Consider the following 15,071-nt stretch of genomic DNA (forward strand, 5'->3'; position numbering starts at 1 on the left):
CAGTACCATCACGCAGCTCCTGGTGGGCAACATGCACCCCGACGTGATCGACCGCCGGGATCGCTCGCCCACCCGCAAGCTTCGCGAACAGCAGGCCGCGCGGGAAATGGAACGCCACTACTCCAAGGAGCAGATCCTGGAAGCGTTCCTCAATCAGATCTCGTTTGGACGCGGGGCGTACGGCATCGAAATGGCAGCCCGGCAGTACTTCGCCAAGGGCGCCGCCGATCTCACGCTGGCCGAGGCCGCGTCGCTGGCTTCGATGCCCAAGAGTCCCGTGCTCTACGACCCCGTGCGCTACGCGGAGCGCAATCGCGAGCGCCGCAACACCGTGCTCGCGCTGATGGCCGATCAGGGCTACATCACCGCCGCACAGGCCCAGGCCGCGCAGAAGGAGCCGGTGCGCACCGTGAGCACCAGCCGACAGCAGGCGCCGTGGGTAGTGGACGTGGTGCGCGTGCAGGCCGAGCGTGCGGGCGTACCCGTGATGCAGGGTGGATATCGCATTCACACCACCATCGACCTCGCGCTGCAGCGGGCTACGCAGCAGGCGCTCACCAGCGGCATCGAAGAAATCGAAGGCCGGCCCGGCTTCCGCGGTCAGCGGTGCCGCCCCAGCGCTGACACCACCACCAAGCCTGGTGCGAAGGCGCCACGTGTGGCTGCGTGTCTCGAGGGCGCGGCTGTGGTGCTCGATCCGGCCACGGGTGATGTCCGCGCACTGGTGGGTGGTCGTGACTACGGCCGTTCCTCGTTCAATCGTGCCGTCGACGGCAACCGCCAGCCGGGATCGAGCTTCAAGGCCTTCGTGTATGCGCAGGCCATCGCGCAGGGACTGACGGCCAACGCGACCGTTGCCGACACCGCACTGCGTCTGCGTCTCGACAACGGCCAGATCTACTCGCCCGACAACGCCGACAACGCGTTTCTGGGCACGCTCACCCTGCGCGAAGCTCTCACGCGATCGCGTAATCCCGTCGCCGTGCAGCTCGCAGTGTCGGTGGGTATGGACTCGGTGACGGCGCTGGCCCGACGCGCCGGGTTGCGCGCGCCCATTGCGCCGTATCCGTCCAGTGCGCTGGGAGCGAGCGTCGTGCAGCCCCTCGATTTTGTCGCGGCCTATGCTGCCTTCGACAACGGAGGCGTGGGAGTCGACCCGCGTTTCATCGCGCGCGTGGAAGACCGCACTGGTCGTACGGTGCTGAGCCCCGCCGGTGCCCCAACACGTCCGGCCATGGACCCGCGTGTTGCGTTCATCGTGCGCGACATGATGCAGGATGTGGTCACACGCGGCACCGCGACTTCGCTGCGACGCCTCGTGCCGTCGCGTGTTCCCGTTGCCGGCAAGACGGGCACCACCAACGACAACACCGATGTGTGGTTCGTGGGGATGACGCCTGAACTTGTCACCGGCGTGTGGCTGGGCTTCGACAAGCCAGCCATGATCGCACCGGGCGCCGCGGGTGGCACGTTGGCCGCGCCCATCGCCGGGCACATTCTCGCGTCCGCATACGAATCGCGCACCAGCACGGCGTGGACGCCGCCGCCGGGCGTTGTCGCGGTCGAGCTCGATCGCAGCACCGGACAGCCGTCGACGGCGAATACGCCCACCGAGCAGCGCTACACTGAATGGTTTCTCGAAGGCACCGAACCCGGTGCACTCGCGTGGCCGTGGAGTCTTTTCCGACTCGGTCCAATCGGGAATTGAATTGTAGAGATTCTCATGTGTGACGTACGTGGTGTGCGTCGTACCTGAGGTAGGTAACAGTACGGAGCGGTGCCCGTAGAGAACCGGAATGGTTCCGGTGTGTGCAACTGTCGATGCTTCGGCATGACTTCATCCAGCGCACCACGTGGCGGCACCGGCATCGTCATGATGAACCTCGGCGGCCCCGCCACGCTCGATGATGTCGAGCCGTTTCTCGTGCGCTTGTTCGCGGACCGTGAGATCATCCAACTGCCGTGGCAGGATTTCCTCGGCAAGTTCATCGCCACGCGACGCGCACCCAAAGTGCGCAAGTTGTACGATGCGATCGGCGGTGGTTCACCGATCAGGTCGTGGACCGAAGCGCAGGGCGAAGCCATGTGCCGCCGCCTCGACGAGATGTCGCCGGAAACCGCGCCGCACCGTTTCTACATCGCATTTCGCTACACCACGCCCTTTGCCGACGATGCGCTGCGGGCCATGAAGGCCGATGGCATCACACGCGCGATTGCGTTCACGCAGTACCCGCAGTGGTCGTGTGCAACCACCGGCTCGAGCCTCAACGACCTGTGGCGTGCGCTCGATCGCACCGGCCTCAAGGACGCGTTCGAGTGGAGCATCATCGACCGCTGGGGTGAGCATCCCGGCTTCATCGAAGCCATGGCCGGCGCAGTGGAAGATGGCCTCGAAGACTTCCCCGAGGCGGAACGCGACGATGTGCTGGTGATGTTCAGCGCACACTCGCTGCCACTGTCGGTGATCGATCGTGGGGATTCGTATCCCGCCGAGATCGGTGCGTCGGTGAGTCGGGTGGTGCAGGCGATCGGGCTGCGCAATCCGCACCTCGTGACCTATCAGTCGGAAGTGGGGCCGGTGCGTTGGCTTGGACCCAGCACCGAAAAGGTGATCGAGCAGTTCGCCAAGTCGGGGCGCAAGAACTTGCTCATCGTGCCGATCGCTTTCACCAGCGATCACATCGAGACACTCTCCGAGCTCGACATCGAGTATGCGGAACTGGCGCACTCGCTGGGCATGACCGGGTTCCGTCGTGCTCCGGCGCTGAATGTGCGCACGGAGTTTCTCGATGCGCTCGCGGACATCGTGGCCCAGCACCTCGCGGCGCGCACGCCGTGGAGCCCGCAATACGTCACGCGTTGCCCCGGCTGCACCAATGACCAGTGCCGTGGCATTCCGTCGCGTGTGGTGTCGGGCGCAACCGGGTGCAAGCCCGCCGCTTCCGATGCGCCGTCGACCGTGGCGCATGCGACACCGCGTGCGGCGACCCGCGCCGTCGCTGCGCCTGCCGCGACGCACTGAAACGGCACAGAGACGCATCCGTGTTCCTGCTCCCGTTTCATGTCATTGGCGTCTCTCACGCGGCGAACTCCGCCGAGCGCGTGGGCCGTCTGCGTCTGTCCGTCGAACGCACGGACGAACTGCTGGCAGCGCTTCGCGCGCGTGAGTCGTCAGCGGTGTTGCTCAGCACCTGCCATCGCACAGAGTTGTACTGGTGGGGCGAGGAAGAACTCGGCGAATGGTTCGTGACCGAGGTGATTGGCGATACGTCCAACGTGCGCATCGATCGTGTCGACGCCGATCTGGCAGTCCGTCATCTCTTCTCGGTGGCGTCCGGCATGCAGTCGGTGCGCTACGGCGAGCCGGAGATCCTCGGGCAGGTGCGTCGCTCATGGATTGCCTCGCGCGAAGCGGGCACTGCGTGCGGCCCCATCGACGCGCTGTTCCGGCAGTCCATCGACGCCGCGCGCCACATCCGCGCGGCGATGGGCTCCGAAGGTGATCCCACGCTGGGCGATCGTGTGGTGGAACGCATGGCGGCGCATCGTCGGCAGTACGACACCGGGTCGACGGAAGGTGCCTGCCGCGTGCTGGTGATCGGATCGGGTGACGCGGCGCGTAGTACCCTCGAAGCATTGCGCGCTGCGGACGACGCACTGCTGCCGTCGCTAGACATCTCCGTCACCAGTCGCACGGACGAACGGGCGGCAACCATCGCCGAGCGGTTTGGTGTGGCCACGAAACCGTGGGAGCACCGGGCCGGCGCCGTGCAGCAGGCAGATGTGGTCATTTTTGCGGCTCATGTGACGTCGCCGCTGATTGCGCCGGACTTTGCGCCATTCATGCCGGAACGGGCCGGGCGTGCGCTGTGGATCGACCTTGGTGTGCCAGGCGCCGTGTCCACCGAGTTTGAGGCGGCGCAGGTGGACGTGGTCCCGCTCAAGGCCATTGCCGGGGTGGAGGCACCCTTGCTGCAGGTGGAACGCACCCGCCGAGCGTCGTCGGCATTGCAGCACGAGCTGGACCGGTACGCGCGGGCCACACATCGCCTGCAGTTGGGTGCGCGACTCGGTGCCCTCGAGGAGCGCGCGGTGGCGGCAGCCATCGCCCATGGTGACGCCAGTGCCGAGGGCGTGGCGCGCCGGGTGACCCGTCTGGTACTGCGGGAGCTGACCCGCGCCTGATCGACCTGCGGGTCGTTCGTCGAATCTGTCCTGTCGTTAATGATATTGACATCGCATAAGCGCGAGGTTTATGCTGGGTTGTTGATGATAGTTGGTAATCAAAAACCAACACGACACCCTCAGCTCTCCGCCCGCCATGTCTCGTCTCTCCGGTCTTCGCTTGCCGTTCCTGGTCCTTGGCGCTCTTGCCGTCGTCGCTTGCGGCGACGACGAGGACAGCCCCACCGGCGGCAACGGCAACACCGCGCCCAGCACCGAGTACCGCCGCCTGGTGGTCTCCGACACCGCACCGTTCGCGCGGGTGTTCAATGCCGCCAATGGGCAGCGCGTCGATTCCCTGGGCGGACTGCCGTCGCGCATCACCTACCTGTATTCGCCGAAGGGACGAGTGGCCTTCGCGCACTTCCAGACGCGCAACAGCATCGGCTTCATCGACGGTGGGGTGTATGCGCAGGGCGATCGTGGGGTGCTCGCAGCGCCGCGCATGATCGGGTACTTCAACGACTCGGTGCCCATTCACGGCAACTACCTTGGCGACCTCGCGTCCGTGCACTTCGACGGCTCGGGCAATGTGCGCTTCTTCAATGAGCAGACCGTCGCAGGCGGCAGCACGGCGCCGTTCATGACGATCAATACGGGCTCAGCCCACCATGGCGCAGGCATGGCCATGACCGACGGCAACTTCGTGTCGGCGTCCCTGCGTGATCCCGCGGTGGGCACGGGTCCGATCGGTGTGGTGGTGTACAATCGCGCCGGTCAGGAAATTGGCCGCAATCGCGATTGCACCGGCCTCCATGGACTTGCCGGCAACAACAATGGTTCGCTGTACGGGTGCGCCGATGGCGCGCTGCTGGTGAATGCCACCGGCACGACGCCCACGTTCACCAAGCTCACCCACGCCACGGATGCGCGTTTCGGCGTGAGCACCGTGTGGGCCCATCACAGTCAGGCAAACTTCCTCGTCCTGATGTCGATTCGTGGCCAGACCGTGAGCACGGCTACGCGCACCCTGGGTGTGACCAACGCAGGCGCCCGCAACATGCAGCCCATCGTACTGCCCGCCAACGATCTCGACTGGACGGCGGGCTTCGACTACAGCGGACGGTATGCCACCGTGCTCGGACGGTCGGGCAATCTCTACATCGTGGACATGGCCACGCGTCAGGTGACCGGCACACTGAACGCCGCCGTGCCTGCGATGCCGACCAGTGGCACCGTGCTCACGCCGTTCTTCGCCACCGCCGAAGGTGTGCTCTACGTGACCAGCCCCACCCAAGGCCGCGTACTCGAACTCGCGATCAGCACGACGGGTGTGCCGTCGTTGACCCGTACGCTCGCGGTGGGCGGCACGCCTGAGCGCATCGTGGTCCTCGGCGTGACCGCCAATCGCACGCTGCAGAAGTAAGCCACCCTGTGAATCGTCGTGATCAACACACCGGGCATCCAGGCGGATGTCCGGTGGTGCGCATCTCGTTGAGCCGCACCGGATGGCGCCGATCGGTATGTGCCATGGGCGCTCTCGCGTTGTCGTGTACGGCATCGCAACCACTGGCCGCGCAGGCGCAGGGACGTCCCACCGCACCTGACTCGGCGGCCCGCGATTCGATCGCTCGCGACTCTGTGCGCGCCCAGATGCTGGGGGCCGTGCGTATCACGGCCGTGCAAGGCGGTGGTCCGTCGTTGGCCCGACCGGCCAGCGTCCTCGAAGGCCGGCAGCTCGATCGTCGCCGTGCGCCATCCATCGCTGCCACTCTCGCGGGTGAGCCGGGCGTCACGGCGCGCAGTAACGGCCCCATGGCCACGCAGCCCGTGATACGCGGGCTCACCGGGGATCGCGTACTGGTACTCGAAGACGGCCAGCGCACCGGCGACATCGCCACCACCGCGCCCGATCACGCCGTCACCATCGATCCCATGACGGCGCGGCGCATCGAAGTGGTCCGTGGCCCCGCCGGTTTGCTCTTCGGCAGCAACAGTCTGGGGGGCGTGATCAACGTCGTGCGCGACGACGTACCTACCGAACGCCTGACGCGGGCGCTGTCTGGGGCGTTGAGCGCACAGGGCGAGTCGGTGAATGACGGCGGCGTTGTCAACGCCCAACTGCGTGGCGGTCTGGGTGCGTTCACGTGGCGCACCAGCGGCTCGTGGCGCACAGCGGGTGACACGCGCACACCAACCGGTACACTGCCGTTCTCCGATGTCCGTGGCCATGACGTCGGCGCCGGCGCGGCATTGGTGGACATCGTGGGTGGTGGATACTGGCGCATCGGCGCCGCCGTGCGCGATGTGTCCAGCACCTATGGTGTGCCGGGGAGCTTTGGTGGAGTGGTGCTGCCTGGAGCGCACGACGGTGGCGTGTACGTCGATCTCACACGCCGCAGTGGTCGTGTCGATGCATCCTGGCGCGCGCCCGCGAACGATGTGCACGACAGATGGTGGCCCCGTCTCACGCAACTGACGGCCTCTTCGCAGTACGTGCGCTTTGAGCAGTCCGAGCTCGAGCGCGGCGGCTTCGTTGGCACCCGTTTCGGCCAGCTCATGGCCAACACCGACGCTCTCGCGCAATACCGGCGCCACATGGGTGTGCCGGTGCAGGGCAGCGTCGGCGTGTGGCATCAATGGCGCGACTTTCGCGCCGAAGGTAGCTACACCGGCACCCGTCCTGGCGTACTGCGTTCGTCGGCCGTGTTCATGATGGAAGAGTGGACGCTCGACTCGCTCCTCTCCATCGGTCGTCCGCTGCGCCTGCAATGGGGGCTGCGTTTCGATCGCGCACGCATCACGCCGCTCGACAGCACGGAAACGCGGCTGGTGCGCAACGTGCGCACGCGCGCGTTCACCGCGCCCACGGGAAGTGTGGGACTCACCTTCGAGCCGCGCGCCGGATTCACCATCGGAGCGAGCGCGACACGCGCGTTCCGCCCGCCTGCCATCGAAGAACTCTTCTCGGCGGGCCCACATCTTGCCACCTACGCCTACGAAGTGGGGAATCCCGAACTTCGCGCGGAACATGGTGCGGGTGCTGATCTCTTCGCACGCATAGAGCGCGGGGCGTGGCGCGTGGAGGCATCGGCATTCGTGATGCGCGTACGCGACTTCATCTATCAGCGTCCGCTGGTGGACTCCATCACGGGCGAACCCGTGCGCGACCAGCGACTGCGGCGCTACAACGTGTATCAGGCCGACCAAGCCAATGCCCGGATGCACGGCGCCGAAGCCCGGATGACGTGGCGTGCGCCCATGGTGCGCGGGTTGAGTGTCGACGGCACGCTGTCCTGGGTGCATGGACAACAACAGGCAAGCAATGGATGGGTGCCACTGCCGGCCATGCCACCGCTGCGCGCCCGCACCGAGGCGCGGTGGGAAGGCGCACGATGGAGTGCGACACTGGGCCTTGATGCCGCCGCGCGTCAGTCGCGCGTACCTCTCGCACCGTTCACGCTGGGCGCCACGACCTGTTCGCTTCATGCGTCGCGGGGGCTCAACGCACCTGCATTGTTGCCCGCCGAGTTCTGCGGCACGCCCGCCTGGATGCAGCTGCAGGGCAGTGTGGGACGTCGCTGGATGCTTGGGGCACAGCTACACGAAATCACGCTGTCCATCGACAACGCACTCGATACCGACTGGCGCGATCACCTGTGGCGCGCGAAGCAGGTCGCGCCGCAACCCGGACGCAATCTGCGCGCGCTGTATCGCTGGAGCTGGTGACCATGACGCCTTCCCGCATTCTCCGGCACACCCTGGTTGTATCGGCGTGCCTCGCCACGCTCACCGCCTGCGAACATCCCATCGCCGTGGTCACGCCACATGCCGAGGTGGCGGAGTTGATGCTGGCTGATTCGACCGACGCGTCCATCACCGTGCGCACGGTGGACAATCGCAGTTGGAGCGGCGGCCCGCTGCTGCTGTGTGATGGACAGGTGCGCACGCTCGTTCCGCATGCACTCGACTTTCGTGGATTGCCAGTCGATCTCGTATCGCGGCGCGATCTCGATGTGCGCGGCGAGAGTGAGGACCCTCTCGTCACGTGGGAACCCCTGCGCGGACGTGGACGGCTCATTCCACTGGCACCGGGCACGACTCGTGTGCGCTTTCTCATCTGGCACGAAACGCATGCCGATCTCGTGACGCCATGGCTCGATGTGCATGTGCGCCCCGCCGGACAGTGCCAGGCATACCGATTGATGGAGACCCCATGACCAGACGCCTGATGCGATCGTTGCGACGCCGCACCTTCCTCGCCCGCACACTGCCCGTGGCCGTGCTTCTCGCCGCATGTGGCGGCAGTGAGGCCACCGACCCCACGGTGAATCCGCCTGGACTGCAAGTCGCGGGCATGGTGGTGGAAGACGTGGCCTCGGGTGAGGTGATGTTCTCACACGATGCCCACTGGCACGGCTTCCCCATCGTCAATGTCGGGGCACGGCGAGAGCTGCGTGTGTACTTCATCACGCAGGGGCGTTCCGCTGACGACCACGACGTGCCGCCTCGCAGTGAATGGCAGTCGCTGGAAAACCGCACGGACTACTCGGTGCCCGTGGTCATTGAAGATCCCTCACGCGCGCGGTGGGACGGCGACCGTCGTGGCGGCACACTCACCGGTCAGGCCGCTGGAGCGTCACGCATGACGTTTCGTGTGCTGCGCGGAACCACCACCATCTGGGAAGCGCCGTCGCTCAACTTCACGGTGCGTCCGTAACGCGTTGTTGAAACGCCAAAGGGCCGGCGGGAGATGGTCTCCCACCGGCCCTTTGCTCAGACAGACTTCGTCAGACTTCGAGCTCGACCAGCTCTTCCACCGGCGCCGGCGCATCGGCCAGTGCAATGGTCAGTACCTCACGCAGTGTCTCCACCGGATGGAAGGTGAGCTGCTTGCGCACCTCTTCCGGCACATCCTCGAGGTCCGCTTCGTTGGCCTTGGGGATGATGACATCCTTGATGCCGGAACGATGGGCGCCGAGGACCTTTTCCTTCACGCCGCCGATGGGCAGCACGCGGCCGCGCAGGGTGATTTCACCCGTCATCGACACATCGCGCCGCACCTTGCGGTTGGACAGTTCGCTGACGAGCGCCGTAGCGATTGCGATGCCTGCGCTCGGACCATCCTTGGGGATGGCACCGGCCGGCACGTGAATGTGGGCTTCGCTCGCGCTCTGCACCCGATCGCGTGGGATACCCAGCAGCTCGGCGTTGTTCGTGGCGTAGGTGAGCGCCGCGCGGGCGCTTTCCTTCATCACATCGCCCAGCTGTCCGGTGAGGATCAGCGAGATGGGTCCCACACGCACCGACTCGGCATCGTCACTTGGACGTGATGCGCCGCGCCGGATGCTGGCTTCCACGAACATGATGTCGCCACCCATCGGCGTGTAATACATGCCGGTGGAGATACCCACTTCATCGTGTTCGGCCGCGCGTTCCGGATGCACCTTGGGACGTCCGAGCAGGTCACGCACCTCTTCCGGGCTGATGACCTTGTCCTCGATGGTCCCACTGTCGCCCATCGCCACACGACGGGCGACCTTGCGGGCCACCGCGCCGAGCTGGCGCTCGAGCTGACGGACGCCAGACTCGCGCGTGTACTCGCTGATCACCTTCATGACCGCTTCGTCGGTGAACGAAAGGTCCCGGCCACCCAGTCCCGATTCCTCGAGCTGCCGCGGAATGAGGTAGGTGGTGGCGATCTCCTTCTTCTCCCGCTCCGTGTAGCCACTGAACTCCACCACTTCCATACGGTCGAGCAGCGGACCCGGAATGTTCTGAATGAAGTTGGACGTGGCGATGAACAGCACTTCGCTCAGGTCGAACGGCACGCCGAGGTAGTGATCGGTGAACGAATCGTTCTGGGCCGGATCGAGCACCTCGAGCAGCGCGCTCGACGGATCGCCCTGATAGGACTGTCCGAGCTTGTCCACTTCGTCGAGCAGGAACACCGGATTGCGCGAACCCGCCTGCTTCATGCCCTGGATGATGCGTCCCGGCATGGCGCCCACGTAGGTGCGGCGGTGACCGCGGATGTCCGCTTCGTCACGCGCACCGCCGAGGGCCACACGCACGTATTCGCGGCCCAGCGAACGCGCGATGGACTTCGCGATGCTCGTCTTGCCCACGCCCGGCGGGCCGTTGAACAGCAGGATAGGGCCACGCGCCATCGCACGCGACTTGGCCTCGCGGGTGTCGGTGATCTGGCGGTCTTCGTCGTTGCTGGTGGTGCTGAGCGCCGGATTGGCATCGGACGTGTCGCCCTTGAGCTTCGACGCCGGGAATTCGCCCGTCGTGGCCACTTCGGCGGCCACCTGCTGTGCACGCAACTGGCGCACGGCAAGGAACTCGAGGATGCGATCCTTCACTTCCTTGAGGCCGTAGTGGTCTTCGTCCAGGATCTCACCCGACCGCGCCAATTCCAGATGGTCGTCCGAGCGCTCGTTCCACGGCAACTCGGCGATCCATTCCAGATAGGTACGAATGACCTGCGCTTCCATGCTCTCGCGGCCCGCGCGCTCCAGGCGCCCGAGTTCACGTTCCACTTCCGCGCGCGCTTCCTTCGGGAGATCGAGCTTGCTGATCTTCTCCCGCAGCTCGATGATCTCCTTGCTGGAGTCGTCGTCGCCCAGCTCCTTCTGAATGGCCTTGAGCTGTTCGCGCAGGAACATCTCGCGCTGGCGTTCGCCCAGCTCTTCCTGCACCTGGCTCTTGATGTCTTCCTGGGCTTCCAGGAGGCCGATCTGGCGCTGGACGTGCACGAGCACCCGGCGGAGGCGTTCCTCCACACTGAGCGTTTCCAGCAGTCCCTGCTTTTCCGGCACCGTGAGCTCGATATAGCCGGCCACGAGGTCGGCAAAGCGGCCCGCGTCTTCCACGGAGTCGAGCACCTGGTGCACGACCTCTTCGGGCAAGCCGCGCTTTTCGCCCAACTCGGCCGCCCGCTCGCGGGCTTCCTTATGAAGCGCCTCGAATGCCGGGTCCTTGAGGTCCAGCGGCATCATTTCCTCGGCGGGCACGATCACCGCCGTGAGGTGGCCTTCCACTTCGGAGTAGTGGAGTGCGGTCGCGCGCTGCTCACCCTGCAACAGCAGCTGCACACCGCCCAGGCCACGCTGGACCTGGCCGATACGGGCGATCACGCCCGTGGTGAAGAGAATATCCGGCGCCGGCTCTTCGGTGTTGTCGCGCTGGGCGACGGCGAAGACGAGGCGGTCGCCCTTGAGCGCCGTCTCGATCGCGCGCAGGGTGCCCGGTCGCCCCGCCGCAATCGGCGCGGTGATGCCGGGAAACATGACTGTCCCGCGGAGGGGCAGTACCGGAAGAGTTTGACGCTGACCCATGAGAAATCCTGAGCAAGAGGAGTGGCTCCCAGGTATGGCACGTTCCGCACCGTCCGGTTTACGCCATCGCGGCAGGGATTGCAACTTTTCCCTGACCCAATGACGTAGGGACTGACGTCAGCCTGCCGGGACGGCCGACCGGATCACTATCCGGCCCGTCCTCCCCGGGGATGCTGTCGCCCCATACTCCCGGGTGCTACACTAGGGAGGTCATTCAGGTCTGTCCCCGATCCCATTCGAGTGTCCGATCACGTAGCCCCACATGCCGAAGACGTCGAGCTCCGCGCACACGTGGAGCAGGCGCTCAGCGCCACCTACGAGCTCGATCAGGAGATCGGCCGCGGTGGCATGGGTATCGTCTACCGGGCACGCGACAAGCGGCTGAAGCGCCATGTGGCGATCAAGCTGCTGCCGCCCGAGCTGTCATTCCGACGGGATGTACGGTCCCGTTTCCTCCGTGAAGCGGAGACGGCCGCGCAACTGAGTCATCCCAACATCGTCCCGATCTACTCGGTGGACGAGGTGGGGAACCTCGTGTTTTTCGTGATGGCCTGCATCGATGGCGACAATCTCGCCACCAGGCTGCAGAAGCGTGGTCCGCTTCCCATCGACGAAACGCGCCGCTGGCTGCAGGAAGTCTCGGATGCGCTCGCCTACGCCCACGCGCGTGGTGTCGTCCACCGTGACATCAAGCCGGACAACATCCTGCTCGATGGCATCGATGGCCGGGCGCTTGTCACCGACTTTGGCATTGCCCGTGCGGCCAGCGACAGCGGCGAAACGTCGCGCCTGACCGCCACCGGTGTGGCCATCGGGACGCCGGCCTACATGTCGCCCGAGCAGGCGTCGGGAGATCGTGACCTCGACGCCCGCAGCGATTTGTACTCGCTAGGCATCGTGGCGTACCAAATGCTGTGTGGTGAACCGCCGTTCCTCGGCAACACCACCCCCGCGCTGCTCGTGAAGCATCTGGCCGAAACGCCGGTGCCGATTTCGCAGCGCCGTCCCGATGTGCCGCCCGATCTGGCGGCCATCGTGATGCGTTTGCTGGAAAAGAACCCGGATCACCGGTTCCAGACCGCCAACGAGCTCACGCAGTCCCTGAAAACCGGCCTCGTGCCGCCGATGCCGCTGGGGGCCATGACGTCGCCGGGCAGTCGCCCGGTCACGTTCAATGGGGCGCCCATTGGCGGCATGCCGCTCAGCACAGGTGGTGCCGGCGCGCAGGTGGGTCTCGGCGGCTATGGTGCTCCCGGCTATCAGGCGCCGGCGTATCAGTCGCGCACGTTGACGTCCACGCCGGCTTCGTATGGCAATGCAGGGCAGCCGCCTGCGCCGTATCGGCAGGACGAGGGCGATGCGGTGACGCGCGAGGACGAGGCCCGGTTCGAGGACCCGCGCGTCGTGCGGTTCCGCAAGCGGTTTGCCGTGTACCTGTTCGTGAATACACCGATGGTGCTGCTCAGCATCTTCGGCAGCAGCGACTTCCTGGGCATCACCACGCTGTGGACCGTGTACATCGCCTGGAAGTACGCACAGCTGTGGTCCGACGACTTCGACTGGCGCGATGTGCTGCGCCAGCCACGCCACCGCGTGCTCGGCGAAGTATTCGAGGACATGGGCGACAGCATCAACGCGACCTTCAGCAGCAAGAAGCGCGAGGAGTTGCGGGCGCAGGGCAAGTTGCGTGGTCGTCTCAAGGGTGCGCTGAGCTCCAAGCCGCCGGGCCGTTTGTCACGCCCGGCCACGCTGCCGGCCGTTGGTATGCCCGTGCGCGACGATGAATTGGGTCGTTATGTCGACCTGGTGCGCGGTGCGCGTGCCGATCGTGAAGAGATCGGTCGCCTGCTCGCTACGCTGCCCACCACGGAGCGTTCGCGCATACCCGACGTGGCGCAGATGTCGGTTGACCTGGTGAGCAAGGTGGAGGTCATCGCCAAGGATCTCGCGCTCATCGAGTCCACGAGCAGCCCGGAGCAGTTGCACCGTACCGAGTCCGAAATCACCACGCTCGAGGCGGAAGCCAATCCGCTGGACACCTCGCGCAGCGAATCCCGTGTGCGTCGTCTCGCGGCGCTGCGTCGGGAACGGCGTGTGCTCATCGATGCGCAGAAGAAGATCGAGACGCGCCGTGCGCAGCTCGACAACTGTCGCATGGCCCTCGAGAACGTGCGACTCGATCTGGTGCGCCTCCGCACGGGCAACAGTTCGGTGCAGAGCGTGACGCTGGTGGCCGAGCAGGCGATGGCCATGGCGCGTGAAGTGGACATCGCGGTGCAGGCGGCCGCCGAAGTTCGCGATCTCACGAGCGCGCGTTCCGGCAACTGAGCGTAAGACCACCGGCGCACCGTCACCGACAATGCCGATGACTCCCGTCGACCGCGCGCCAGCGCCTGTCGGAGGCGGCGCCGATGGCGCTCATGGAGCGGACGCGTCACTGCTGCGTGACCGGGTGACAGCGGCGATCGGTGAGCAGTACATCATCCGCGAAGAAGTGGGGCGCGGAGGCATGGCGGTGGTGTATGCCGCCGAAGACGTGCGCCTCCAGCGACCGGTGGCACTCAAGGTGCTGCCCCCCGATCTCGCATTCCGCCCCGATGTGCGCGAGCGGTTCGTGCGCGAAGCGCAGACGGCCGCCCGTCTGAACCATCCGCATATCGTGCCCATTTACGCGGTGCACGAAGCGTCGGGGCTGGTGTGTTTCGCGATGTCGCTGGTGCGCGGCGAGAGCCTCGCCACGCGCATCCTGCGTGAACCGCGCCCCGATTTTGCCTTTGTGGCGAAGGTGCTCGAGCAGATGGCCGACGCGCTGGCCTACGCGCATGCGTCAGGGGTCGTGCACCGTGACATCAAGCCCGACAACGTGCTGCTCGATCGCGAGTCCGGCCGGGCAATGGTGACGGACTTCGGCATTGCCCGTGCGGCCGAAAGTGGGTCCCGTCTCACGCAGACCGGGATCGCCGTGGGTACGCCCTCGTTCATGAGCCCCGAGCAGGCCATGGGGGACAAGGACGTCGACGGGCGCAGTGACATCTACTCGGTTGGCATCGTGGGCTATCTCATGCTCGCGGGTAGACTGCCGTTCGAAGCGGGCACGACGCCGGCGATGCTCATGAAGCACGTCAGCGAAACCCCACCGCCGCTGCGTTCCATGCGCCCGGATGCGCCGCGCGCGCTGGCCGAACTGGTGGAACGTTGCCTCGCGAAGCGACCGCAGGACCGCTGGGAGAGTGCCCTGCAACTGCGCGATGCGCTGCGACGCGTGCAGCGCGACGGTTCGATGCATGGGGCCACCGCGGCCACCATGCCACCGCCGCGTGCCGATCGTGATCTCGAGAGGTTTGGGCATCGCGCCGAGGATTGGGCGCCGCGCAAGGTTTTTGAGCCGGCACCCGCTCCACGGGCATTGCCAGCGCCTGGTGGATTGCCCCCCATCCCGCAGTTGCCACCGCTGCCAGACGGCGCGGACCGACGCACCACGCGGGAATGGCGCAAGGCCAACAAGGAAGCGCTCAAGGATTGGCGCTCGGCGGTGCGTGATCAACGCAAGCGTGACACGTCGGT

General features: G+C 66.0%; 10 protein-coding genes. 9 read left to right on the forward strand and 1 reads right to left on the reverse strand.

Features of this window, described 5'->3' with window-relative positions:
* From VGE27_RS15150 to VGE27_RS15180, 7 genes are all read left to right on the forward strand, one after another.
* Positions 1-1,708 (forward strand): transglycosylase domain-containing protein (locus VGE27_RS15150; protein WP_331050509.1); only part of this gene is annotated, 1,708 nt, incomplete at its 5' end.
* A 123-nt stretch (positions 1,709-1,831) separates the two neighbouring features.
* Positions 1,832-3,022: a ferrochelatase gene (gene hemH / locus VGE27_RS15155; RefSeq protein WP_331050510.1), complete on the forward strand. Its 1,191-nt coding sequence runs from the start codon at positions 1,832-1,834 to the stop codon at positions 3,020-3,022.
* Between the two features lie 20 nt (positions 3,023-3,042).
* The gene (locus VGE27_RS15160) at positions 3,043-4,185 is read left to right on the forward strand and encodes an NAD(P)-binding domain-containing protein (protein WP_331050511.1); all 1,143 of its coding nucleotides are present in this window, start codon (positions 3,043-3,045) and stop codon (positions 4,183-4,185) included.
* 136 nt (positions 4,186-4,321) lie between these two features.
* On the forward strand, positions 4,322-5,590 hold the full coding sequence (locus VGE27_RS15165) for a hypothetical protein (protein WP_331050512.1): 1,269 nt from the start codon (positions 4,322-4,324) through the stop codon (positions 5,588-5,590).
* A 104-nt stretch (positions 5,591-5,694) separates the two neighbouring features.
* Entirely contained in the window at positions 5,695-7,893 is a 2,199-nt protein-coding gene (locus tag VGE27_RS15170) for a TonB-dependent receptor (RefSeq protein ID WP_331050513.1), read from the forward strand.
* Positions 7,894-7,895: 2 nt separating this feature from the next.
* Positions 7,896-8,384, forward strand: coding sequence for a hypothetical protein (locus VGE27_RS15175; protein ID WP_331050514.1), 489 nt, complete (start codon positions 7,896-7,898; stop codon positions 8,382-8,384).
* Positions 8,381-8,884 carry a hypothetical protein gene (locus VGE27_RS15180; RefSeq protein ID WP_331050515.1) on the forward strand — a complete coding sequence of 168 codons (504 nt, stop codon included), beginning with the start codon at positions 8,381-8,383 and terminating at the stop codon, positions 8,882-8,884. Before VGE27_RS15175 ends, VGE27_RS15180 begins: the two co-directional genes overlap by 4 nt.
* A 70-nt stretch (positions 8,885-8,954) precedes the next feature.
* On the opposite strand, the gene lon is transcribed toward VGE27_RS15180, so the two are convergent.
* Positions 8,955-11,507, reverse strand: a complete 2,553-nt coding sequence (gene lon / locus VGE27_RS15185; RefSeq protein WP_331050516.1) for an endopeptidase La — start codon at positions 11,505-11,507, stop codon at positions 8,955-8,957.
* 240 nt (positions 11,508-11,747) lie between these two features.
* Here lon and VGE27_RS15190 point away from each other — a divergent pair, with 240 nt between their 5' ends.
* Positions 11,748-13,835 (forward strand): serine/threonine-protein kinase, encoded by a 2,088-nt coding sequence (locus VGE27_RS15190; protein WP_331050517.1) that lies wholly within the window; start codon positions 11,748-11,750, stop codon positions 13,833-13,835.
* A gap of 37 nt (positions 13,836-13,872) precedes the next feature.
* On the forward strand, positions 13,873-15,071 hold a 1,199-nt coding region (locus VGE27_RS15195), incomplete at its 3' end, for a serine/threonine-protein kinase (protein ID WP_331050518.1).

Origin of the sequence: Gemmatimonas sp. (assembly GCF_036405635.1) — a bacterium.
GTDB lineage: Bacteria > Gemmatimonadota > Gemmatimonadetes > Gemmatimonadales > Gemmatimonadaceae > Gemmatimonas.

What these genes read in the sequence shown, in the direction of transcription:
- hemH (WP_331050510.1), top strand. Translation starts at nt 1,832, where the DNA reads ATGACTTCATCCAGCGCACCACGTGGCGGCACCGGCATCGTCATGATG.
- VGE27_RS15165 (WP_331050512.1), top strand. Translation starts at nt 4,322, where the DNA reads ATGTCTCGTCTCTCCGGTCTTCGCTTGCCGTTCCTGGTCCTTGGCGCT.
- VGE27_RS15170 (WP_331050513.1), top strand. Translation starts at nt 5,695, where the DNA reads ATGGGCGCTCTCGCGTTGTCGTGTACGGCATCGCAACCACTGGCCGCG.
- VGE27_RS15175 (WP_331050514.1), top strand. Translation starts at nt 7,896, where the DNA reads ATGACGCCTTCCCGCATTCTCCGGCACACCCTGGTTGTATCGGCGTGC.
- VGE27_RS15180 (WP_331050515.1), top strand. Translation starts at nt 8,381, where the DNA reads ATGACCAGACGCCTGATGCGATCGTTGCGACGCCGCACCTTCCTCGCC.
- lon (WP_331050516.1), bottom strand. Translation starts at nt 11,507, where the DNA reads ATGGGTCAGCGTCAAACTCTTCCGGTACTGCCCCTCCGCGGGACAGTC.